This window comes from Sphingobium sp. EM0848, assembly GCF_013375555.1.
Classification (GTDB): Bacteria; Pseudomonadota; Alphaproteobacteria; order Sphingomonadales; family Sphingomonadaceae; genus Sphingobium.
This window is the reverse complement of sequence record NZ_JABXWB010000001.1, coordinates 1-21,467: the sequence shown is the minus strand read 5'-3', so window position 1 is coordinate 21,467 and position 21,467 is coordinate 1. Positions and strand designations below refer to the sequence as shown.

Sequence of the window (21,467 nt, the reverse complement as noted above, 5' to 3'; positions counted from 1 at the left end):
TTATTTTTTGCGCCGCAAAATGACGTAGAGCGCGCCGTCCCCGCCATGGCGCTGATGCGCGATCCGCACGCTGGCGATGCGGTCGGCAAAACTGCTGGTTTCCAGCCAATGACCGATCTCGCCACGAATGGCGCCGCGCCGCGATCCATTGCCGGAAGAGGCGCTTTTCGGCGGCTTTCCGGTCACCACCAGCAGCACGCGGACATCGCGTGCCCATGCCGCCGCCAGCGCCTGGTTAAGCCGCGCATGGGCGGCGGCAAGGGTGTGGCCGTGCAGGTCAATCGCCATGTCCGGCGCCAGATTTCCGCTACGGATTCGGCGTTCCCAACCGGAATCCAGCACAGCGGAGGGTGCGCGCGCGGGCGGCGTCGGGGTGGGGCTGGACGGCATGGGCGTTAACCCTGTTTCGTTCGTTGCCTTAACCGGCACCGCCGGCAGCGCCGGCGTCCGCGCACCGGGCCGCAGCGGCCGCACAGACCGCGTCAGCGCTGTCCAAAGCGCCTGTTCTTCAGAGGAGAGATGTCGCCGGACCATGAACCGCAGGGCATCAGTTCTGGCCGAGCCGCGCCGCCGATCCGACAGGCAGCAGGATCAATGCGCTGCCCCGCGCCGACATGCCGCCCGCGATGCTGCGCGCATCGCTACCCGCGCCCCAGAAACTGTCGAAGCGATTGGCGCCCTTGATCGCGCCGCCAGTGTCCTGCGCGATCCAGATGCCATTGGGTTCGGCCCGGTCGAGCGAGAGCAGCACCGGCGCGCCCATCGGCACATAGCGGGGATCGGCCGCCACCGTCGCCTCGGGCGTTACCGCCACGCCCATGGCGCCCAGCGGACCCGCGCCGGTCAGTTCACGGAAGAAGACGAAGCTCTTGTTCTCATTCATGATCGCCGCGCCTTCGGCCGGATGCGCGCGCAAATAGGCCATGATGTCCTGCATCGACCCCGCCTGGATCAGGCCACGATCCTTCATCAGCTTGCCGATGCCGGTATAGTCCCGCCCATTCTGGCCGTCATAGCCGATGCGCATGACACCGCCATCGGGCAGCAACAACCGGCCGCTGCCCTGTACCTGCAGGAAGAAGAATTCGACCGGATCCGCTGCCCAGGCCAGTTCCAGCCCCTGGCCCGCCAGCGCCCCCGACACGATCTGCGACCGATCGTCGAATGGGACGAAATTGCTGCCGTCCACCTTGCCGCGAATGGTCTTGCCCTTCAGGCTGTCGCTGAACAGGCCGAGATTGACGTCGACCAGATTGGAGGGGCGGCGATAGATCGGCACCTGATAGCCGGGCTGACGGCTGCGCGAACCGGCGATTTCCGGCTCATAATAGCCCGTGACGAAAGCCGTGCCGGGACCCACCTGCACCGCTTCGAAATAGCGCGAAAAAAATTCATTGGCCGAGCTTTCGGGCCAGCTCGACGCGGCGGCGCAGGCATTGTTCCAGTCGGACCCACGGGTCAGCCCACTCTGGTCGGTACGCCGCATCAGCGACGGACAGGACAGACGGAAGGCCTGCAACGCCTTGCGTGATCGTTCACCCGACGGAATCAGATTGGCGATATCGGGGCCGCGCGTAATGCCCGTGCTGACCGCATTGGCGGTATCGGCGGGTGTGACGGAAGTCGGTGGCGTCACCGGCAGGGTCGGCCGGGGCGTGGCAGGAACGGGGCGGGTCGCCGCCTCTCCGCCATGCGGTGGGCGCGAAGGGGCCGGACCACTCGCGCCCGGCGGAATGACGCCGCCCGCGCAAGCGGACAGCAGCAATGCCGCGGCCAGCGCCCCCCCCGACTGGCGCAGGGTCATGCCGCCTCGTCGGTCTCGCTGAGCTTCCAGTTGGGATCGGTGCTGCGCAGGTCGCGCGTGAAGGTCCAGATGTCGTTGGTGCCGATCGCATCGGTCAGCGACCCGGCCACGACATGGCCGTCCTTATCGCGGGTGACGGCGGCGATATCCGCCTCGAACCGCAGCGAAATCTCCGCGATCCGGCCATTGACGCTGGCATCGACGATCTGCGTCTTTTCGATGCGGACCAGCCGGTTGTCGAGCACATGCCCTTCCGCCTCACGCGCAGCGATGGCTTCCTCGAAGGAGGCCAGAACATCGGCGTCGCAGAGCCATTCCAGCTCCTGCCGATCACCGCGCCAGAAAGCTTCGAGCACCATCTTGTAAGCCGCCTTGGCGCCTTCCACGAACTGGGGCACGTCGAAGCTGCGATCCGCCGCGATCAGCATGCGGACGCCCGCCTCTCCGCCGGGCGCGATCAGCCCGTCGGACAGGCGCACCGAATCGCCCACCATTTCCGGCGCCGGGCGAGGCTGCACAATCGTCACCTTGGCGCGCTCATCCGCCGGGCGAAGGGCAGGCTCCTGCTCATGCCCCGTGCGCTTGCCGAGCACGGAATAGAGCCGAAGCGCCAGGAAACCGGCAATCATGGCGAGAATGACGATCACGTACACGGGGTCAGCTACCCTTTGAATCTGAAAAACTGTAACGCAACCAACATAGGCATGTTTCCCCGCATATTCAAATGGCGGCTTTGCGTGAGGTCCATTGCCCTGCCCAGCCGCCCCTGCTAAGCGCGCGGGTCGAACATCAAGCGGGCATTCCGCCTGTCAAACCCAGGGAAAAACAATGGCCGAGGAAGCCGATATCATTCAGACCACCGGCAATGGCGCCGACAACGGCCCGCAGATCGCGCTGATCAGCCAGTATGTGAAGGACCTGTCGTTCGAGAACCCGAACGCACCGGCCGTCTACCAGTGGCAGGACCAGCCGCAGATCGACGTGCAGTTCAACATCGGCGCCGACAAGGTGGGCGAGGAAGTCGTCGAAGTCTCGCTGAAGATCGAGGTCAAGGCGACCGCGCCGCAGGGCACCGCCTTTGCCGTCGAGTTGGTCTATGCAGCGATCTTCGGCATGCGCAACGTGCCTGAAGACCAGATGCAGCCCTTCATGCTGGCCGAAGCGCCGCGCCTGCTCTTCCCCTTCGCCCGCCGCGTGCTGGCCGATGCGATCCGCGACGGCGGCTTCCCGCCGCTGCTGCTCGATCCGATCGATTTCGGCGGCCTCTATGTCCAGCAGGCGGAAGCCATGGCGCAGACCGCGGGCGAACCGGCCGGTCACGCCTGAGCCGGTCAGGGGAATTAAGATATGAAGCTGGTGCGGGCGCTTGGCTCGGTCGGCGGGCTGACGCTCGCCAGCCGGGTGCTCGCGCTGGTTCGCGATTCGCTCGCGGCACGCTATGTCGGCGCGGGGTTCGCGTCGGACGCCTTTAACGGCGTCGCCTTCCGCCTGCCCAACATGTTCCGCGCCCTTTTCGCCGAGGGCGCCTTTTCCGCCGCCTTCATCCCAATGTTCAACCGCAAGGCGGCGGGACCGGGCGGGATCGCGGAAGGCTATCATTTCGCCGAACGCGCGCTGGCGGTGCTGCTGCCTGTGCTGCTGCTGTTCACCGCACTGCTGATCGCGGCGGCCTGGCCGATCACCTGGGCGCTGTCCGGCGGCTTTTCCCGGCAGCATCCGACGGCGGAGCAGTTCGCCTTTGCGGTGATGCTGTCGCGCATCACCCTGCCCTATCTGGCACTGATCAGCCTGGCCTCGCTGCTGGGCGGCATTCTCAATTCACTCGACAAATTCTGGGTGAATGCGGCGGCGCCGATCCTGCTCAACATCGCGATGATCGCCGGGCTGTGGCTGTTCCACGGCGCCAATGAATATGAAACGGCGCGCGTGCAGGCGATTTCCGTCACCGTGGGCGGCGCGCTGCAACTGCTCTGGCTGATCTGGGCCTGTCAGCGGGCAGGCGTGTCGATGAAGCTCAAGCGGCCGCGCTTCGATGCGGATGTGAAGCAATTGCTGCGGCTGATCGTCCCGGCCGCCGCAGGCGCGGGCGCGTCGCAGATCAACCTGCTGATCTCCACCGCCCTGTCGGGCTGGCTGCTCGCTTCGGGGTCGATCACCTATATCTATTATGCCGACCGGCTGAACCAGTTGCCGCTGGGGCTGATCGGCATCGGCCTTGGCACCATCCTGCTGCCGACCATCTCGCGCCTGCTCTCGACGGGACAGGACAAGCAAGCGATGGATACGCAGAATCGCGGCATCGAACTGGCGCTGTTCCTGACCTTGCCCGCAACGGTGGCCTTCATCACCGTGGCCGAGCCAATCGTGCGGGGCCTCTTCCAATATGGCCGCTTCACGGTCGAGGATGCGCAGCGTTGCGGCTGGGCGCTGTCGGCCTTCTCCATCGGCCTGCCCTCCTATGTGCTCGTGAAGGTGCTGACGCCGGGCTATTATGCGCGCGGCGACACCCGGACGCCGGTGCGCTATGCGATGCTTTCCATCGTCGTCAACATCATCGGCAATATCGTCCTGATCCCGCTGCTCGGTCATTTCGGCATGGGCCATGTCGGGCCGCCGCTGGCGACCGCGCTCTCCTCGACCCTCAATGTCGCGATGCTCTATTCGACGCTGGTGAAGCGCGGCCACTTCTCCGCCGACGGGCAGTTGCGGCGGCGTTTGCCCCGGCTCGCGGTGGCGGCGGTCGCCATGGGCATGGCGCTTTATGCGGGCGAAGACCTGCTGGACCCATGGCTCGGCGGGGTGATGATCCAGCGCTATGTGGCGCTCGCGGTGCTTGTCGGGACGGGCATTGCGCTTTACGGGGTGGCCTGTTTCATCACGGGCGCCTATCGGCTGTCCGACCTCAAGGCGCTGATGCGCCGCAAAAGTTCAATCCCTAGCCAAGAGAATGGATAGAAGAATGCGCGTCCTTTCCGGCATCCAGCCGACCGGCAATCTGCACCTGGGCAATTATCTGGGCGCGATCCGCAACTGGGTGCGGATGCAGGATGAGATGGATTCCGCCAGCCAGTGTTTCTTCTTCCTCGCCGACATGCACTCGATCACCGTGCATGAAGAGCCTGGCGCCCGCATGCGCCATGTGCGCGACATGGCCGCCGCGCTGGTCGCGGCGGGCATCGACCCCAACCGCAGCGTCCTCTTCAACCAGGCGCGCGTCCCCGCCCATGCGGAACTGTGCTGGCTGCTCAACGGCACGGCGCGGATCGGCTGGCTCAATCGCATGACCCAGTTCAAGGACAAGGCGGGCAAGAATCGCGAAAGCGCCTCCGTCGGCCTCTATGTCTATCCGGTGCTGATGGCGGCCGACGTGCTGCTTTACCAGGCGACGCATGTGCCCGTGGGCGAAGACCAGAAACAGCATCTGGAACTGGCCCGCGACATCGCCACCAAGTTCAATGCCGACTTCGGCGTGGAACTGTTCACCCTGCCCGACCCGATCATTCCGAAGGAATCGGCGCGCATCATGTCGCTGCGCGACGGCACGGCGAAGATGTCCAAGTCCGACCCGTCCGATATGAGCCGCATCAACCTGACCGACGATGATGATGCGATCATGCAGAAGGTGAAGAAGGCCAAAACCGATCCCGAACCCTTGCCCGAAACAGCCGAAGGTCTGGCGGGCCGCCCGGAGGCGAGCAATCTGATCGGCATCTATGCGACGCTGTCGGGCACGACCGCCGACGCCGTCTGCGCCGAGTTTGCGGGCAAGGGCTTCGGCGCGTTCAAGCCGGCGCTGGGCGAACTACTGGTGGAGACGCTCCGCCCCATCCGCACGCGGTTCATGGACCTGCGCAGCGACGACGCCGCACTGGACGCGATCCTGGAAAAGGGCGCGGCAAAGGCCTCCTCCGCCGCCGAGCCGACCTTGCGCGCCGCCTATCAGGCGATGGGACTGATGCGTTAATGTCACAGGTGATCGCCAAAGTGGCGGTCCCCCTCCTGTTCGCGACGGAACGATCCTGCCCGCGTCGTCCTAGGGGGTGACAGGACATGGTTTGCGCCGATTTGCCCGTTTCGCGCGTTCAAACGATGTTCAGTTGCGTTTTGCTATGGCAGGGCGCAAGGTGTTTCGCAGGCGTAGTGCCTGATACAGGACGCAGAAAAATGATCCGTTTCAAAAAGATCGGCCTGATCGCGGCGCCCGCCCTGGCGCTGGTGGCGCTGTCGGGCTGCGCAACCTCCTTCAAGGCCGACGTCGCCCGCTTTCAGCAGCTTCCGGCTCCCGCCGGGCAAAGCTTCACCGTCGTCGCGGACGATCCGCGTCTCGCCGGTGGACTTGAATTTTCCCACTATGCCGATCTGGTCGGCCAGCGCCTGACCCAGACGGGCTATGTCGCGGCCGGCGATCCGGCGCGCGCGGACTTGGTGGTCCGCATCGCCTACAGCGTCGACAATGGCCGGGAGAAGGTGCGCTCAACCGGCTTTGGTGCGCCCGATCCCTTCTTCTATGGCGGTTGGGGCTGGCGCGGGCGCTGGGGCCGTCCCTGGGGCTATGGCTTCTACGATCCGTGGCTGTTCGGTCCCGGTGGCTATAACGACATCAGCAGCTACACCGTCTATACCGGCGATCTCAGCATGAAGATCGATCGCGCCGCCGACCATCGCCGCCTGTTCGAGGGCAAGGCGCAGGCGCAGTCGCTGTCGAACAAGCTGACCTATCTGGTGCCGAACCTGATCGACGCGATGTTCACCGGCTTCCCGGGCCAGAATGGCGAGAATGTGAAGATCACGCTGCCGCCCGAAAAGAAGGGCTGAACGGCTTTCAAGAGGGCGGCTCCCAACCATGCCCCCATTGCCCGGCGGTCGATGATCGCCGGGCTTTCTTTTGGGCATAACGCGGCCTTCACGCTCCGCGCTTGCAGCAGGCTCCTGCACCCCTTGTCCGCGCACCGATCCGCGCTATGTCCGTGCCCGTCATCATAGTGGGAGACGGCATGGGCCGCATCGTCGAGAAAATCCTGAAGGGCGCGGGGGTTGCACTGTTGTTCGCGGTCATCGCTCTCTGTCTGGCGGTCACCATCGTTCCGCCCTTTCTCGACCGCATCTATTATGAGGGGCCGGTCAGTCGCCATTATGACGGCGCGCGTTTCTTCAATCCTGATGGCGAGATCCATTTTTCCGCACCGCCGGGCAGCAACCGGCGCGGTTTCATCGCGCGCTGGCTGATCGGGCAGGACGACCGGCCCGAATGGCCCGATGCGGTGACGGTACAGCCTTCGCGCCCGCCCGCCTTCGCCGCGCCCCGGGGTATGGTGGCGACCTGGGTAGGCCATTCGACAGTGCTGGTGCAGGCGGCGGGGATCAATATCCTGACCGACCCGATCTGGTCGGATTATGCCAGCCCCCTGCCCCCGCTGGGACCGAAGCGGGTGGCGCAGCCGGGCGTGCGCTTCGACGATCTGCCGAAGATCGACCTCATCCTCATCAGCCACAATCATTATGACCATATGGACATTCCCACGCTCAGGAGGCTGTGGGAGCGGGACCGGCCCCAGATCGTCACCAGCCTCGGCAATGACAAGATTCTGCGCGACCATGGCATCCCGTCGACAGCACTGGACTGGGGCCAGTCGGCCAGCGGGGCCGCGCTGAACGGGCTGGGCGGCGATACCGTCATCCAGTGCGAGAATTACGAACATTGCCCGGATTATCGCATCCATGTGCTGCGCAACCATCATTGGAGCAGCCGCTGGGGTACGGACCGCAGCCGGGCGCTGTGGTCGAGCTTCGTGATCGAGACGCGGGCAGGTAATATCTTCTTCGCCGGCGACACCGGGGCGGGCGACATGGCCTGGCCAGAGGAAGCGGCGCGGCTGGGGCCGATCCGGCTGGCGATGATCCCGATCGGCGCCTTCCGCTTCTGGCATGGGCAGATGCAATCGGACTCGCATATCGGGCCGGAACAGGCGGTGCAGGTTTTCGAGAAGCTGAAAGCCTCGACCGCCATCCCCATTCATTGGGGAACGTTCCGCCTGTCCTATGAAAAATGGGACACCCCACCGAAGATGCTGGAATTTTCTCTACGCTGCGGAGGGATCGAGCGGCAGCGCTTCGCCCCGCTCAGGATCGGCCAGTCGATATTGGTCCCGGCCTATTCGCCGGTGCCACGCGGCGAAAAACACTGCGACCGGCGAGCGATCGCGGCGCTCGAATAAACTCAGCAATCCCCGGTACGGGTAAGCTCGCGGCGACCGGAAATCATGAGGAGCTGGTTGCCGCCGGTCTTTTCGGTCAGGCGGGCAATGGCGTCGATGTCGAGACGGATGCTTTCCGCGCCCGTGAAACCATTCACCTTGGCCGTCATCAGCACATCCTCCTTCACCCTGCGCGGACGGCAGCGGGACAGCACGGCGATCTCCGGCCCGTTCAGATCGAAAGTCTCGATCTCGCAACTGTCGAATTTCTCATCCAGCAGCGCCTGCACCTCCGCCCGCTCGCGGGGACGGGGTTCGCCGCAATAACTGTCATCCTTGTCGAAACGGGCCAGCTTCCGGCGGAAGTCGGGCGGGATTTCCTCTTCCTTCAGCGCGCGGTCGTTGAGCCGCACGCCGGTCAGCACGGTGCGATCGTGCCATTGGCCAAGACGCGGCGGATTGGACGGATCGTCCTGCCGCGGAGCGCAGCCGCCAAGCGCCAGCGCACCCATGATGATGATTCCAGCCAGTCGCATATCCGCCCTCCCCCTTGCCATAGCGGGATAGGCGAATTTGTTTTTCAACAGCTTCACGGGTCAGGCTGGCGCACCGGCAGCCAGCATCGCACGATAGCCCTCACCCGCCATGAGCGCGAGATATTCCGCCTGCATCTCCTGCGTCAGCAGTTCCACCATCTGATGGCCCTCTATCCACAATTCGATGACGCCGAACGCTCCGCCGCGCTTGCGATATTTGGCGGGCCAACCTTCGCGGGCGGCGATGGCAAGCGCCTCCTCCTGGCTCAGTACCGTGGCGATGGCGGCATGGGTGGCGGTATAGCCGGTCTGCGGGGTCGGCTCTCCCAAGCTGTCGGCGTCGCCCTCCGCCTCGCGCAGGACAGTGCCGAGCGGATAGACCTCTATCGCCGTGCCGCGATCGTCGCCCGCCAGCGCGATCCAGCTGTCGGGGGTGACGGGCGGGAAGGGATGGGCCTCCCCGCGCCAGAATTGCGCAATGACCTGCGCAACATGGCGCGGGTCCCGGGCCGCGATCGACAGATGAAAGAGCATGGAACGACTCCCCGTCTCAAGGAGATGATGTCGCCCATGAGCATCGCATGAATCGCAGCCCGGCGCAGGTTCGATTTCCCCTTGCGAGCCGGTCGGTTAGCCTTTGGCGCATTCCCCCGTGCGCTTGCCGGTGAGGTCATGGGTGGTGCGCAGGACAGGCTGGCCGCCCTCCGTCCTGGTCATGGTGCTGCCCAGCGTCAGCGTGTCGGCGGTGAAATTGCCCTCCAGCGCGATCTCCGACGTGCCCTTGCCCGCCTTGCAGGCCAGCGTGGCGATCAACCGTCCCTTGTGGATCAGCTTGTCCTTGTAGCTGCAATCCTTGCCCTCCGCGCCGGCCAGCGCATTGGGATCGGGCAAGCCACCCGCGTCGACGGCGATGCAGCTCTTGTCCTCGCTCGTCTGCTTGAGCGCCGCCTGATATTCAGCCGGGGTCACTGTGGGGGTATTGTAGCCGGTGGTCTTGCGGGTCAGCGTCCATTCGCCCGCCTTCATCAGCACCGGCGCTTCGACCGTTTCGGGTTCAGGTTCCGCCTTGTTGCCGCAGGCGGTCAGAGTCATCAGCCCAAGCGGCAGCGCCGCCAGCACCATCTTTCGCATATCCTCTCCCTGTTCTCTGATCGGAACCGGGCAAAGCTCGCGCCAAGTCACGTAAAGCGCAAGAGAAATCTGGTCAGCGCTTCCTGTGGGTGGGCGCGTGGAAATCGGCGGGCTTGTTCGCGACCCAGCCGAGGAAGCGGGCGATGCCGGGATGAGCGCGCAAAGCGTCTGCATCGCCATAGGCGCGGGCAAGGTCGGCATTGCTCAGATGCGCGTGGATGGCGCGATGGCAGATCGGGTGGACGGGCACGGTGTCCCACCCTCCCCGGCTCTTCGGCAGCGGATGATGCCATTCGACGCGCTTGCCCAGCGGCCGGCGGCAGAGCCAGCATGCCGGCGTGTCATCGCTCATCCAACAAGGCTCATTTTGGCGTGCAGGTCGACCCGATCCACTTGCCCGACGTCTTGGCCTTCATGCTCATGTTCATGCCGTTGGGTGCGCCGGTCATCTTCATGTCCATGTGCATGGCATAGCTTTCCGGCGCATATTCGCCCGTCATGACGGCGTTCATCGTACCGCCCTGCGACGACTTGCAACTGATCTCGCCCTTGACCGAGCCGCCGCTGGCGTCGAAGCCCTTATAGGTGCAGTCCTTATTTTCCTGGCCGGAGAACATCTTGCCGCTGGGGTTCGCCGCTTCTTCGGGAGAGACGCAATATTTGATGGACGTGCGGCTCATCATCTTCTTCATCTGCTCTTTCATCTGGGCGGCGCCGCCGGGCATGTTCGGCATGTCGATGTCTTCCAGCTCATAGCTGCCCTCCCACTGGCCGGGCTTGAGCTGAACCTTCTGGACCTGCTGCTTGACCTCTTCACGGGTCTGGGGCTGGCCGGAACCGCCAGGTTTCTCGCCGCAGGCGGCCAGCAGAGCCGTTGCGCCCACCAGGCCCAGTATAGTTTTGCGCATTGAAAATCCTCCCTGTTGCACCCCGCTTGGGGCGGGACCATATCAAGGGGCGATGACAATTCAAATCCGCACCACGCTGGACGAGCCGGAGACCGGCGAAGGCTTCGTCCCTCACCGCCCCGCGCGCCCCGAAAAGAGCGAGGGCGGGCGGCCGTTCAAGCTGGTGTCGGACTATGAGCCGTCGGGCGACCAGCCGACCGCCATTGCCGAACTGGTGGAAACCGCGCTGACGGGCGAGAAGGATCAGGTGCTGCTGGGCGTCACCGGCTCGGGCAAGACCTTCACCATGGCCAAGGTGATCGAGGCGATGCAGCGGCCCGCGCTGGTGCTTGCCCCGAACAAGATTCTCGCCGCGCAGCTTTATGGGGAGTTCAAGAGCTTCTTCCCTGAAAACGCGGTCGAATATTTCGTCAGCTACTATGATTATTATCAGCCCGAAGCCTATGTGCCGCGGTCGGACACCTATATCGAGAAGGAGTCCAGCGTAAACGAAGCGATCGACCGGATGCGGCACTCGGCCACCCGCGCGCTGCTGGAGCGGGACGATGTGCTGATCGTGGCGTCCGTGTCCTGTCTTTACGGCATCGGATCGGTCGAGACTTACTCCGCCATGACCTTCGCGATGAAGAAGGGACAGATCGAGGACCAGCGGGAGATCATCCGCAAGCTGGTGGCGCTCCAGTATAAGCGCAACGATGCGGGTTTTGCGCGCGGCAATTTCCGGGTGAAGGGGGATAATCTGGAGATTTTCCCCTCCCACTATGAGGATACGGCGTGGCGGGTCAGCTTCTTCGGCAATGAGATTGAGGAGATTGTCGAGTTCGACCCGCTGACGGGGAAGAAGATCGCGTCGCTCGATTATGTGAAGGTCTTTCCCAATTCGCACCACGTCACGCCGGGGCCGACGCTCAAGCAGGCGATGGAGGCGATCCGCTTCGAACTGGCCGAGCGACTGAAGGAGCTGACCGGCGAGGGCAAGCTGCTGGAGGCGCAAAGGCTGGAGCAGCGGACGAACTTTGATCTGGAGATGATCGCGGCCACCGGAAGCTGCGCGGGGATCGAGAATTATTCGCGCTTCCTGACCGGGCGTCTGCCGGGCGAGCCGCCGCCGACCTTGTTCGAATATCTGCCTGAGAACGCGCTGCTGTTCGTGGACGAGAGCCATCAGACCGTGCCGCAGATCGGGGCGATGGCGCGGGGCGACCATCGGCGCAAGATCACGCTGGCCGAATATGGCTTCCGCCTGCCGAGTTGCATCGACAACCGACCGCTGCGCTTCAACGAATGGGACGCGATGCGGCCGCAGACGGTGAGCGTCTCCGCGACGCCGGGCCCGTGGGAGATGGAACAGACCGGCGGCACCTTCTCCGAGCAGGTCATTCGCCCGACGGGCCTCATCGATCCGCCGGTCGAGATCAAACCGGTCGAGGATCAGGTGGACGACCTGATCAACGAATGCCGCAAGGTGGCGGCGCAGGGATACCGCACGCTCGTCACCACGCTGACCAAGCGGATGGCCGAAGACCTGACCGAGTTCATGCATGAGGCGGGAATCAAGGTCCGCTACATGCATAGCGACGTCGAGACGCTGGAGCGTATCGAGCTGATCCGCGACTTGCGGCTGGGCGTCTATGATGTGCTGATCGGCATCAACCTGCTGCGCGAGGGGCTGGATATTCCGGAGTGCGGGCTGGTGGCGATTTTGGACGCGGACAAGGAAGGGTTTCTCCGGTCCGAAACCTCGCTGATCCAGACCATCGGGCGCGCGGCGCGCAATGTCGAGGGGCGGGTGATCCTTTATGCCGACCGGGTGACCGGGAGCATGGAGCGGGCGCTCAATGAAACCTCGCGGCGGCGCGAGAAGCAGATGGAATATAATGCCGCGCATGGCATCACGCCGCAGACGGTGAAGAAGAATATCAGCGACATCATCGCCCATGTCGCGTCGAAGGATCAGGTCACGGTCGAGACGGGGCTGGAGGATCGGCCGCACTTGGTCGGGCACAATCTGCGCGCCTATATCGAGGATCTGGAGAAGAAGATGCGCGCGGCGGCGGCGGACCTTGAGTTCGAGGAAGCCGGTCGCATCCGCGATGAAATCCGCAAGCTGGAGGCGGAGGAACTGGGTTTACCCGCCGAGCAGCAGGTGGCGGCGCCAAAGGGACGCGCCACCGAGGGGAAACCCGGAACGCGGAAATTGCGCTATGGGAAGGTACAGAAGAAATTTGGGCGATAGAGATGGCTGCGAAGGGTGGAGAGCGGAATGACAGGTCTTCGGCTGTCGAAGCTGTAAAGCAGACCCGAATTATGCATACTGAGTCATGGCTATCAGTCTGCTTCCTCTTCCCAAAGGCAACGCGTCCCTGGAGTTCGCACCTGCCGATCTTGCCAATGTTCGCGAGGCAATCTCGGCCCTTTTCGGTCCGGTGCTAAGCGACGTTCAACCCACATATGCTCGCCTGACATTTGGGGGCGAAACTTTCCTGTTCGAACAGGAATGGGATGAGCCGTGCTTGATCGCCCAGAACGAGGCCGGGACGCTGATGCTTGAACAACTCTTGGAGCACTTGCAGTCGCGTCATCCATGACGCTGACGGGTGGGAAGCCGAACGGCCGTTTCCAGTTTGATATAGTAGAAAGCTGCCGTAGGTTACCATTCAATTGGAAGATTTCGCGAGCGAGATGAGCATCATACCCAAGGATTATGGCCTGTGATGAAAACTTCTAGCTTATGTATTATGCTTGCTTTTGGTGCCGCAGCTTGCGGGTCGAAAACGAAACCGCCTGCCCTAGTCATAGAAGGCGAAGGTGCCGAGCAGGTCGAAGCTTACATTCGAAATGAAGGCGGTGTGTATCAGTGGTTCCCGACTGCTAGAGATTGCCATCTCGTTGAAGTTAAGCCTACGCGACAAGCGCTCGATGCCGAGCCGCTTGCTTCGAACGTGCAGGAATTGACCGCATCTTGGACTTGCAATCAAGTGACAACGCCGCTTCGGGTTTCATTCAAGCTAACGGATAAAAAGGTTACCGCAGTGTTTCCTCACGACGGCAAATGAGATGCGATCCTTTAGAAACGGCAAGGAAGCGGCAGCTTTCCAGCGTTGGAAAATTACCGCTGAATGACCTGTTCTGGTCGCGACCAGACCGACGGCATATCGATGTCCGTGACCACGAATGGAAAACAAACGCTAGCACCGATGCGGGGCACGGACCGTAATCAAAGCCGTGAAATCAGGGTCTTCTACTTTTTCATCTGTATCCGAAAGTTGATAGATGCCAGGTTCGCCCGGCTGAATGGCCTCAAGCACCGGAGCAATCGTGAAGAGCTCTCCATCGGTTTGTTGACGGAGCGTGATCCCAGCGCCTTTATCTACAGTTTCCACAACCCCAAATATCTGCTGGCGGCGAATGACATCATCAGCATGATCAACAAACGTTAGGCCCACTAACAACGTGCAACCGATCAGGTCATCCGCGAAGACCTGATCCCAATCATCTTCGCCGTTCAAGCTTTCAAATTCTGCCATTGCTGCATAATGCTTTGTCTGCGGCATGTCCGCAAGTAGGCAACCTCTACTCCGAGCCGGATGTCAATTTTGGTCGTCAGCTGCCATCCTGCCGCCTCGGCCTGCATTAACTCCCAATCAATAGGTCCGGCTGGTGACGTTCGCCGTGCCATCGGCGTGTATCTCGATCAGATGGGCGGTGCCGTTGTCGCACTCAGCCTTCCACCCCTTGACCCCGGTCCGCACCTCGGCGCGTTCGGATTTGGTGACGCTGGGGCATAGCGCGCCCGACGCCTTGATCGCCTTTTCCAGAACGCCGTTGCGGAGCCTTTCATCAAGCTTGGCGACCTCGGCAGCCGCTCCGGTTTCGGGCGCGGCTTGCGGCCTGACGGGAGTCTGGTCACTGCTTTCGCCGCAGGACATCAGGCTGAAAACCGCAGCCAGAACGATCATTTTCCGCATGCATTATCTTTCCTGTTGGTCACGCCGCAAAAGCGTCCGTGGCTCGGATGAGGGCGTCGAGAATGCCCGGCTCGTTGAAGGCATGACCCGCGCCCTCGATCATTTCGAAACGCGCCTGCGGCCAGGCCCGGTGCAGCGCCCACGCAGTCTCGGCGGGGCAGGCCATGTCGTAGCGGCCCTGGACGATCACGCCGGGAATGTCCGCCAACCTGTGCGCGTCGCGGATCAACTGGCCTTCCTCCAGCCAGCCGCCATGGACGAAATAATGATTTTCGATGCGCGCGAAGGCGAGCGCGAAATCATCGGCTTCATGCGTGGCGGAGAGCGCTTCGTCGGGGAGCAGCCGGATGGTTTCGCCCTCCCACACACTCCAGGCCTTGGCTGCGGCGATTCGGGCTGCACGATCGTCGCCGGTCAGGACGCGGCGATAGGCGTGGAGCAGATCGCCCCGCTCGCTTTCCGGGATCGGCGCGACAAAGCGTTCCCATTTGTCGGGATAGATGCGGCTGGCGCCGCGCTGATAATACCAGCCGATCTCGCATTTGCGGATAGTGAAGATGCCGCGCAGCACCAGTTCGGTCACGCGGTCGGCATGCGTCTGGGCATAGGACAGCGCCAGCGTCGAACCCCAGCTTCCGCCGAAAACCAGCCATTGCTCGACGCCCATCATCTCCCGCAGGCGCTCTATGTCCGCGACAAGATGCCAGGTAGTGTTGGCGTCCAGTTCCGCATGGGGCGTCGAACGGCCGCAGCCGCGCTGGTCGAAGAGAAGGACGTCATAACGCGCCGGATCGAACAGGCGGCGATGGTCGGGCGAAATACCGCCGCCGGGGCCGCCATGGAGGAAGATGGCCGGCTTGGCGCCGGGCGTTCCGGCGCGTTCCCAATAGAGGCTATGGCCGTCCCCGACATCGAGATGACCGGAGGCGAAGGGTTCGACAGGCGGGTAGAGCGTGCGCATGGCGTCAGGTGTAGAAAGTCTGGCGGGCAATGCAATCGACAGACGCGCGATCCGCTTCGACAAGAGACGCTTGAGCGCCGGTTGCGGAAAGTGCATCCTCCGCCGCAATCCAAGAACAGGAGGGTTTTCCATGCGTTCCGCTCTTGCCTTTTTCTGCGCCAGTCTTGCCCTTGCAACGCCGCTCGCCGCCATGGCGAAGGCGCCCGACTATGCCGCCGCGATTGCCGACCCCAAACGCCCCGCCGAGGCCAAGGCGCTGGACGAAGGCCGCAAGCCTGCCGAAACCCTCGCCTTTCTGGGGCTGAAGCCCGGCATGAAGGCCGCCGATATCGTGACCGGATCGGGCTATTGGGCGGAAATCATGGCCGATGTCGTCGGGCCGACGGGCAAGGTGACGGGCTTCGAACCAAGCCAGTTCACCGCCAGGCCCGAAAGCCAGCAGAAATGGCAGGCGCTCCAGGCGCGCCGCCCGGAAGTGAAATGGGTGAGCTATAAGTTCGAAAGCTTCACCGCGCCTGCGAAGAGTTTCGATTTCGCTCTCATCAACCTCAACTATCACGACCTTTACTGGCAGTCGGAAAAGATGGGCCTTCCCAAGTCCGATCCGGCCGCCTTCGTGAAGGCGCTCTATGCGGCGACCCGGCCGGGCGGGATCGTGGGAGTGATTGATCATGCCGGGCCTGCGGGAGATACATGGGCCATTGTCGACAAGCTGCACCGGATCGATCCGGCGGTGGTCAAGGCGGACTTCACCAAAGCCGGATTCCTTTTGGACGGAGAAAGCCCGCTGCTCGCCAATCCGCAGGACGACCATAGCAAAAATGTGTTCGACCCCGCCATTCGCGGCAAGACCGACCGCTTCCTGTTCCGTTTCCGCAAGCCGAAATGACAAAGGGTCGTTGAGCCCAAGCGGCAGGATGACGGGGGGATATTGTAGCGCCCCTCTGACGAATCTGGAGCTGTGCGGTGCTGCGCGCCGGACCGCGCCCATCGCTGCGGGCATCATCTTTCACGATATTGTCCGATTTGCCCGATTACATTTTGCGACAAATCATTAAGGGCGTTGCCAGAATTTTGCGACAACTCCCCCCTAGAGGGGAGGCTTCAGGGTCTTCAGTCTCAAGGGGTAAAAAGTGCGCCGTTCCTTCGCCTGTCTTCTGTTTTCACTGATGTTCAGTGCTGCGCCGGGCGCGCTGATGGCGCAGACCCAGCCGCCCAAGGGCCCCGCCAGCCAGCTGGACGATAGCGACGAGATCGTCGTCACCGGCCAGCCCGAGCGCGGCGCAGTGGTCGGCAATATCAAGCCGGAGCAACAGCTTTCTCCCGCCGATGTCCGCGCGCTGGGCGTCACCTCCATATCGGAGATGATCACCGAATTGTCGCCGCAGACCAACGGCACGCCCGTCGTCCTGCTGAACGGCAAGCGGATTTCCAGCTTCTCGGAGATTCAGGACATCCCCTCCGAAGCGGTGGCGCGGGTCGACATCCTGCCGGAAGAGACAGCCCTCAGCTATGGCTATGCGCCGACGCAGAAGGTGGTGAATATCGTGCTGCGCCAGCGATTCCGCGCCGAAAGCGTGGACCTGCGCGCCGGTACGACCACTGAGGGCGGGCGGGAAAATGGTTCGGCTGAGGGCGGCGTGCTGCGCATCCGGGGCGACAATCGCTTCACCCTGGACATGCAGTACAAGACCGCCGCCTCACTGCTGGAAAGCGAGCGCGGCGTCATTCCGACCGTGCAGGGAGAGAGGGCCAACCAGACATCGGGACTGGCCGCGTTCCTGGTTGGCGAGAACAACATGACCGGGCCGGAGCTCGCCAATCATCGCACGCTCAGCCCCGCGACGGAGAATGTCGCCGTCAACGCGACGCTGGCCCGCGCGCTGGGCAAGGTGTCGTTGACCGTCAACGGGCGGGTGGAACTGTCGGACAGCGACAGTCTGCAAGGGTTTCAGGCGGCGCAACTGACGCTGCTGGCCGGCAACCCCTTCTCACCCTTCACCGATGAGACGAGCTTCTATCGCTATCTGCGCCAGGCGGGCGAGCTGGGGCAGCAGATCAAGGGCACGACCGGCCATTTCGGCGTGACGCTGAACGGGATGCTGGGCCGGGGCTGGCAATGGTCCTTCACCGGCAATGGCGATTGTTCCAACACCCGCACCGCCACCGATCGCGGCGTCGATCCGAACCTGATCCAGGGCGCGGTCAATGCCGGGGCCGACCCCTTCGGCAGCTTCGCGCCGGGCCTGTTTTCCACCCATATGATCGACCGGGCGCGGGCGCAGTCGCAGGCGATACAGGGCGACCTGCTGTTGTCAGGGCCGCTGTTCGACCTGCCTGCGGGCGCGGTGACGACATCGGTGCGGGTGGGCGGATCGGCCAATGGGTTCGACAGCTGGTCGATCCGGTCAGGCGTCGAAAGCAATTCCAGCTATGACCGGCAGATCGGAAGCGGGCAGGTCAGCCTGGACGTGCCGATCACCAGCCGATCGAAGGGCGTTCTGGGCGTGGTGGGCGACATCGGCGTCAATGTGAACGCGGCCGCGCAGCATTATTCCGATTTCGGCACGCTTTCGACGCTGGGCTATGGCATGCGCTGGCGACCGGTGCCTGCGGTGCAGTTGCTGGTGTCGGCCAATCAGGATCGCGCCGCACCCACGGGGCAGCAGATCACCGATCCGCTGATTTCGACGCCGAACGTTTCCGTGTTCGACTATGCGACCGGGCAAACGGTGTTCGTGAACCAACTTAGCGGCGGCAATGCAGCCCTCAAGGAAAGCGTGCGCGACCAGTTCCGTCTGAGCGCGACGGTCAAGCCGTTCGAAAAGCCCAATCTCACGCTGACGGCCACCTATACCAACAGCCGGACGAGCAATCCGATCGCCGCCTTTCCGACACCGACACCGGCCATCGAGGCGGCCTTCTCGCAACGTTTCCTGCGCGATGAGGACGGCAATCTGGTGCAGATCGACACGCGGCCGATCAATTATCTGCGGTCGCAAAGCGAGCAGTTGCGCTGGGGCTTCGATCTTTCGATTCCGCTGAAATCGCATATCCAGAAGGTGATCGAAGCATGGCGGGCGGCAGGCGCCAGGCCTGAGGAGCGACCCAAGGAATTGCAGGACCTGCGCGGCATGTTCGGCAATCGCGGGCCCGGCGCGGGCCAGGGCGGCGGTCAGCCGCCACAGGGTCAGGAGAGCGGCGACCGGCCGCGTGGCGAAGGCGAACAGGGTCCGGGCGGTGGCGGCGGCCCCGGTGGCGGTTTCAACGGTGGCGGCGGCCGCGGGCCGGGCGGAGGCGGCTTCGGCGGCCCCGGCGGCTTTGGCGGTGGACGCGGCGGTGGCGGTGGCGGGCGGCTGAGCTTCAGCCTCTATCACACCTGGCATTTTACGGAGAGCATCCTGATCGCGCCCGGCGTGCCGGAGCTGGACCTGCTGAATGGCGGGGCCACCGGATCGTCAGGCGGACAGCCACGGCATGAGATCAATGCACGCATGGGCTACACCAATAATGGTCTGGGCGCGCGGCTGAGCGTCGACTGGGAGAGCGGCACCCATGTCGACGGCGCCCTCAGCGGAACGTCGAGCGGATCGTCGCGGCTGAACTTCGGCAGCCTTGCGACGGTGGATCTGCGGCTCTTCGCCAATCTGGGGCAGATGCCGGCACTGGTGAAGCAGCATCCCTTCCTGCGTGGAGCGCGGGTGTCGATCGGGATCGACAATCTGTTCAACCAGCGCCGCGACGTGACCGATGCGAGCGGGATCACGCCGGTTCGGTATCAGCCGGGCTATCTCGACCCGCTGGGGCGGGCGGTGACGATCAGCTTCCGCAAGCTGTTTTTCTGAGGATGACGCCCCGGCCAGCCGCGCGATGCGCGGGGTCGGGGTCGACCGTGACGGCGAGGAGCGGACCTTCCGTCAGGGAATGCGGCGCGCGGTCAGGATCTTCACCGGCTGTTCCAGCATCTGGCCCTTCATCACGCCCTCCCCCATGGTCGGTGATTTGGGCAAGGCGAGGATCGCCTTCACCACCTCCATACCCTCGACCACATGGGCGAAGACGGCAAAGCCCTGATTGTCGCCCTGCGCTTCGGGATGGGCGTCCATCCCCGGCATCTTGCCCAGCACAATGAAGAAATCGCCGGTCGCGCTGCCCGGTGCGTAGCGAGCCATCGACAGGGCGCCGTCGTCATGGGTGAGGCCGGTCTGGGTGGTCGGTTCATGGGCGATGGGCGGCAGGATACGCTTGGGATCATTCTGCGCCCCGCCTTGCACGAAGCCATAGTCCGCCGTGCCGACACCGCGATAAAACAGAGTGCCGTCCAGCCGCTTCTGATCGACATAACGCAGGAAATTGGCGGCGGTGACGGGCGCCTTGGCGACATGCACCGCAATGACGATTCGCCCGGCGCCCGTATCGAGCGCCACCCGGACATCGGCAGGCGGCGGTGCGGCCGGGACCTGCGCGACGGCTGGAGAGAAGAAGAGAAAGGCGGCAAGAAGAAGGGCGAACTGTCGGATCATGGCGCAAAGCCTAATCCAAAGCCGCCCTTCTGTCAGCCTTCGAGCAAACGCTGAAGCGCACGGATATCGGCGTCGATATCCGGGTTGTTCTGCCGCAGATCCTCGATCGTGCGGACCGCATGAATGACGGTGCTGTGATCCCGCCCGCCGAAGATGCGACCGATTTCGGGCAAAGAACGCGGCGTCATCTTCTTGGCCAGATACATCGCCACCTGACGCGGACGCGCCACCGCGCGGGCGCGACGCTTCGACCGCATCTCCGCCGCGTCGATCTTATAATGCGCGGCGCAGGCCTTCTGAATCTCGTCGACGGTGATCCGGCGGGCATTGGCGCGCACGGCGTCGGCAAGCATGGTCTGGGCAAATTCCAGATCGATCGACCGGCCGGTCAACTGGCCATAGGCGATCAGCTTGTTGAAGGCGCCCTCCAGTTCACGCACGTTCGAGCGGATCGAGCGGGCGAGGAAATCCACCACTGCATCCGGCACCGGCGGATCACCGGCAATGGCGCGCTTGGCTTCCAGAATCGCGAGGCGCAGGTCGAGGCCCGCCGGGCGGATGTCCGCGACCAGCCCGCCCGCCAGACGCGAGAGAATGCGCGCATCGATGGCGTCCAGCATCTGGGGCGCGCGATCGGCGGTAACGACGATACGGGCGCCCGAATCGATCAGGTCGTTGATGGTGTGCAAAAACTCTTCCTGCGTGGACCCCTTGCCCGCGATGAACTGAATGTCGTCGATCAACAGCAGCCGCGCCGCGCGCAACCGCGCCTTGAACATCATGGTCTCGTTCGCGCGCATGGCGTTCACGAATTCCATCATGAAGCGTTCGGCGGACATGTAGAGCACCGGCGCCGATGGTGAATGATCGGAAAAGGTCCGGGCGATGGCATGCAGCAGATGCGTCTTGCCCTGCCCGGTGCCGCCATGGATGAAGAGCGGGCTGAAGCGGGGCTGGGCTTCGCCCGCCATGGCCTGCGCCGCCGAAAAGGCGAGATGATTGGTTTCGCCCGTCACGAACTCATCGAAACTGTGGCGCGGCTGGAAGTTCGACGCCGGTTGCTGCGCGACGCCAGCCTCTTCCACCGGAACGGCGGGGGTAGCCGACAGTTCCAGGATGCGCGGGCCGACAGCATTGGGCGCGCGTCGGAGGCGAACCTCCCGCACGCCCGCCCCGGCGCAACGCCAGGCCATACGCAGCCGGTCCCCGAACTGCCCCGATACGAAATTGGCGGTGAAATCGGATGCGAACAGCAGGTCGAGGGTCTGCGATTCGGGGCAATAATCGCCCAGCTGCGCGGCCTTCAGCCACTGGTCGAACATCCGCGCGCCGATGTCCCGGCGCAGGCCGGCGCGAATGGTTGCCCAGGCAGTCTCCAGGCGCGCATTCTGCTGCGTATCCAGACCGCTTAAACCACCAATCACTGCCGTAATATCCTTCAT

Annotated in this window: 23 protein-coding genes; 10 read left to right on the top strand and 13 right to left on the bottom strand. The window is 63.6% G+C overall.

Annotated features, from left to right (window positions below):
* From HUK73_RS00115 to HUK73_RS00105, 3 genes are read right to left on the bottom strand one after another with little or no spacing between them, the layout of a single operon-like run.
* Positions 1-534: a Smr/MutS family protein gene (locus HUK73_RS00115; protein WP_176590082.1), complete on the bottom strand. Its 534-nt coding sequence runs from the start codon at positions 532-534 to the stop codon at positions 1-3.
* 13 nt (positions 535-547) lie between these two features.
* Positions 548-1,804: a murein transglycosylase A gene (locus tag HUK73_RS00110; protein WP_176590081.1), complete on the bottom strand. Its 1,257-nt coding sequence runs from the start codon at positions 1,802-1,804 to the stop codon at positions 548-550.
* Positions 1,801-2,457, bottom strand: coding sequence for a Tim44/TimA family putative adaptor protein (locus tag HUK73_RS00105; protein ID WP_176590080.1), 657 nt, complete (start codon positions 2,455-2,457; stop codon positions 1,801-1,803). Before HUK73_RS00105 ends, HUK73_RS00110 begins: the two co-directional genes overlap by 4 nt.
* Positions 2,458-2,632: 175 nt before the next feature.
* On the opposite strand from HUK73_RS00105, the gene secB reads away from it, so the two are divergent.
* The 5 genes from secB (at position 2,633) to HUK73_RS00080 (ending at position 8,019) form a co-directional block, all read left to right on the top strand.
* Positions 2,633-3,130, top strand: a complete 498-nt coding sequence (gene secB, locus HUK73_RS00100) for a protein-export chaperone SecB (RefSeq protein ID WP_176590079.1) — start codon at positions 2,633-2,635, stop codon at positions 3,128-3,130.
* Positions 3,131-3,151: 21 nt separating this feature from the next.
* Positions 3,152-4,759 carry a murein biosynthesis integral membrane protein MurJ gene (gene murJ, locus HUK73_RS00095; RefSeq protein ID WP_176590078.1) on the top strand — a complete coding sequence of 536 codons (1,608 nt, stop codon included), beginning with the start codon at positions 3,152-3,154 and terminating at the stop codon, positions 4,757-4,759.
* A 4-nt stretch (positions 4,760-4,763) separates the two neighbouring features.
* Complete coding sequence (gene trpS, locus HUK73_RS00090; protein WP_176590077.1) at positions 4,764-5,768, top strand: tryptophan--tRNA ligase; 1,005 nt, start codon at positions 4,764-4,766, stop codon at positions 5,766-5,768.
* A 200-nt stretch (positions 5,769-5,968) separates the two neighbouring features.
* A complete protein-coding gene (locus HUK73_RS00085) occupies positions 5,969-6,619 on the top strand; it encodes a DUF4136 domain-containing protein (RefSeq protein ID WP_176590076.1) in 651 nt (216 codons plus the stop codon).
* A gap of 179 nt (positions 6,620-6,798) precedes the next feature.
* Positions 6,799-8,019, top strand: a complete 1,221-nt coding sequence (locus tag HUK73_RS00080) for an MBL fold metallo-hydrolase (RefSeq protein ID WP_176590075.1) — start codon at positions 6,799-6,801, stop codon at positions 8,017-8,019.
* Between the two features lie 2 nt (positions 8,020-8,021).
* Here HUK73_RS00080 and HUK73_RS00075 read toward each other — a convergent pair whose 3' ends face one another.
* The 5 genes from HUK73_RS00075 to HUK73_RS00055 form a co-directional block, all read right to left on the bottom strand.
* Positions 8,022-8,534, bottom strand: coding sequence for a hypothetical protein (locus HUK73_RS00075; RefSeq protein ID WP_176590074.1), 513 nt, complete (start codon positions 8,532-8,534; stop codon positions 8,022-8,024).
* Between the two features lie 60 nt (positions 8,535-8,594).
* Positions 8,595-9,068, bottom strand: coding sequence for a hypothetical protein (locus tag HUK73_RS00070; protein WP_176590073.1), 474 nt, complete (start codon positions 9,066-9,068; stop codon positions 8,595-8,597).
* A 96-nt stretch (positions 9,069-9,164) separates the two neighbouring features.
* Positions 9,165-9,665 (bottom strand): DUF3617 domain-containing protein, encoded by a 501-nt coding sequence (locus HUK73_RS00065; protein WP_176590072.1) that lies wholly within the window; start codon positions 9,663-9,665, stop codon positions 9,165-9,167.
* Positions 9,666-9,738: 73 nt separating this feature from the next.
* Positions 9,739-10,017, bottom strand: coding sequence for an HNH endonuclease (locus tag HUK73_RS00060; protein ID WP_176590071.1), 279 nt, complete (start codon positions 10,015-10,017; stop codon positions 9,739-9,741).
* A 10-nt stretch (positions 10,018-10,027) separates the two neighbouring features.
* A complete protein-coding gene (locus HUK73_RS00055) occupies positions 10,028-10,573 on the bottom strand; it encodes a DUF3617 domain-containing protein (RefSeq protein WP_176590070.1) in 546 nt (181 codons plus the stop codon).
* 52 nt (positions 10,574-10,625) lie between these two features.
* On the opposite strand from HUK73_RS00055, the gene uvrB reads away from it, so the two are divergent.
* From uvrB to HUK73_RS00040, 3 genes are all read left to right on the top strand, one after another.
* Entirely contained in the window at positions 10,626-12,809 is a 2,184-nt protein-coding gene (gene uvrB / locus HUK73_RS00050; RefSeq protein ID WP_176590069.1) for an excinuclease ABC subunit UvrB, read from the top strand.
* An 85-nt stretch (positions 12,810-12,894) separates the two neighbouring features.
* A complete protein-coding gene (locus HUK73_RS00045) occupies positions 12,895-13,161 on the top strand; it encodes a hypothetical protein (RefSeq protein WP_176590068.1) in 267 nt (88 codons plus the stop codon).
* Positions 13,162-13,287: 126 nt separating this feature from the next.
* Complete coding sequence (locus HUK73_RS00040; RefSeq protein WP_176590067.1) at positions 13,288-13,629, top strand: hypothetical protein; 342 nt, start codon at positions 13,288-13,290, stop codon at positions 13,627-13,629.
* Between the two features lie 132 nt (positions 13,630-13,761).
* On the opposite strand, the gene HUK73_RS00035 is transcribed toward HUK73_RS00040, so the two are convergent.
* From HUK73_RS00035 to pip, 3 genes are all read right to left on the bottom strand, one after another.
* Positions 13,762-14,100, bottom strand: a complete 339-nt coding sequence (locus tag HUK73_RS00035) for a hypothetical protein (RefSeq protein ID WP_176590066.1) — start codon at positions 14,098-14,100, stop codon at positions 13,762-13,764.
* A 117-nt stretch (positions 14,101-14,217) separates the two neighbouring features.
* The gene (locus HUK73_RS00030; RefSeq protein ID WP_176590065.1) at positions 14,218-14,541 is read right to left on the bottom strand and encodes a hypothetical protein; all 324 of its coding nucleotides are present in this window, start codon (positions 14,539-14,541) and stop codon (positions 14,218-14,220) included.
* A 19-nt stretch (positions 14,542-14,560) separates the two neighbouring features.
* The gene (pip, locus tag HUK73_RS00025) at positions 14,561-15,502 is read right to left on the bottom strand and encodes a prolyl aminopeptidase (RefSeq protein ID WP_176592737.1); all 942 of its coding nucleotides are present in this window, start codon (positions 15,500-15,502) and stop codon (positions 14,561-14,563) included.
* Between the two features lie 130 nt (positions 15,503-15,632).
* On the opposite strand from pip, the gene HUK73_RS00020 reads away from it, so the two are divergent.
* Positions 15,633-16,391, top strand: a complete 759-nt coding sequence (locus tag HUK73_RS00020; RefSeq protein ID WP_176590064.1) for a class I SAM-dependent methyltransferase — start codon at positions 15,633-15,635, stop codon at positions 16,389-16,391.
* 244 nt (positions 16,392-16,635) lie between these two features.
* On the top strand, positions 16,636-19,347 hold the full coding sequence (locus HUK73_RS00015) for a TonB-dependent receptor (RefSeq protein ID WP_176590063.1): 2,712 nt from the start codon (positions 16,636-16,638) through the stop codon (positions 19,345-19,347).
* Between the two features lie 72 nt (positions 19,348-19,419).
* Here the strand turns inward: HUK73_RS00015 and HUK73_RS00010 are convergent, their stop codons facing one another.
* Together HUK73_RS00010 and dnaA are read right to left on the bottom strand one after the other, a co-directional pair.
* On the bottom strand, positions 19,420-20,025 hold the full coding sequence (locus HUK73_RS00010) for a peptidylprolyl isomerase (protein ID WP_176590062.1): 606 nt from the start codon (positions 20,023-20,025) through the stop codon (positions 19,420-19,422).
* Positions 20,026-20,057: 32 nt separating this feature from the next.
* On the bottom strand, positions 20,058-21,467 hold a 1,410-nt coding region (gene dnaA, locus HUK73_RS00005; protein WP_176590061.1), incomplete at its 5' end, for a chromosomal replication initiator protein DnaA.

Excerpts from the sequence above, each read along its gene's own strand:
- secB (WP_176590079.1), top strand. The coding sequence starts at position 2,633 with ATGGCCGAGGAAGCCGATATCATTCAGACCACCGGCAATGGCGCCGAC.
- HUK73_RS00055 (WP_176590070.1), bottom strand. The coding sequence starts at position 10,573 with ATGCGCAAAACTATACTGGGCCTGGTGGGCGCAACGGCTCTGCTGGCC.
- HUK73_RS00065 (WP_176590072.1), bottom strand. The coding sequence starts at position 9,665 with ATGCGAAAGATGGTGCTGGCGGCGCTGCCGCTTGGGCTGATGACTCTG.
- murJ (WP_176590078.1), top strand. The coding sequence starts at position 3,152 with ATGAAGCTGGTGCGGGCGCTTGGCTCGGTCGGCGGGCTGACGCTCGCC.
- HUK73_RS00075 (WP_176590074.1), bottom strand. The coding sequence starts at position 8,534 with ATGCGACTGGCTGGAATCATCATCATGGGTGCGCTGGCGCTTGGCGGC.
- uvrB (WP_176590069.1), top strand. The coding sequence starts at position 10,626 with ATGACAATTCAAATCCGCACCACGCTGGACGAGCCGGAGACCGGCGAA.
- HUK73_RS00110 (WP_176590081.1), bottom strand. The coding sequence starts at position 1,804 with ATGACCCTGCGCCAGTCGGGGGGGGCGCTGGCCGCGGCATTGCTGCTG.
- pip (WP_176592737.1), bottom strand. The coding sequence starts at position 15,502 with ATGCGCACGCTCTACCCGCCTGTCGAACCCTTCGCCTCCGGTCATCTC.
- HUK73_RS00080 (WP_176590075.1), top strand. The coding sequence starts at position 6,799 with ATGGGCCGCATCGTCGAGAAAATCCTGAAGGGCGCGGGGGTTGCACTG.
- HUK73_RS00040 (WP_176590067.1), top strand. The coding sequence starts at position 13,288 with ATGAAAACTTCTAGCTTATGTATTATGCTTGCTTTTGGTGCCGCAGCT.
- HUK73_RS00035 (WP_176590066.1), bottom strand. The coding sequence starts at position 14,100 with ATGGCAGAATTTGAAAGCTTGAACGGCGAAGATGATTGGGATCAGGTC.
- HUK73_RS00115 (WP_176590082.1), bottom strand. The coding sequence starts at position 534 with ATGGTCCGGCGACATCTCTCCTCTGAAGAACAGGCGCTTTGGACAGCG.
- HUK73_RS00010 (WP_176590062.1), bottom strand. The coding sequence starts at position 20,025 with ATGATCCGACAGTTCGCCCTTCTTCTTGCCGCCTTTCTCTTCTTCTCT.
- HUK73_RS00085 (WP_176590076.1), top strand. The coding sequence starts at position 5,969 with ATGATCCGTTTCAAAAAGATCGGCCTGATCGCGGCGCCCGCCCTGGCG.
- HUK73_RS00030 (WP_176590065.1), bottom strand. The coding sequence starts at position 14,541 with ATGCGGAAAATGATCGTTCTGGCTGCGGTTTTCAGCCTGATGTCCTGC.
- HUK73_RS00045 (WP_176590068.1), top strand. The coding sequence starts at position 12,895 with ATGGCTATCAGTCTGCTTCCTCTTCCCAAAGGCAACGCGTCCCTGGAG.
- HUK73_RS00060 (WP_176590071.1), bottom strand. The coding sequence starts at position 10,017 with ATGAGCGATGACACGCCGGCATGCTGGCTCTGCCGCCGGCCGCTGGGC.
- HUK73_RS00020 (WP_176590064.1), top strand. The coding sequence starts at position 15,633 with ATGCGTTCCGCTCTTGCCTTTTTCTGCGCCAGTCTTGCCCTTGCAACG.
- trpS (WP_176590077.1), top strand. The coding sequence starts at position 4,764 with ATGCGCGTCCTTTCCGGCATCCAGCCGACCGGCAATCTGCACCTGGGC.
- HUK73_RS00070 (WP_176590073.1), bottom strand. The coding sequence starts at position 9,068 with ATGCTCTTTCATCTGTCGATCGCGGCCCGGGACCCGCGCCATGTTGCG.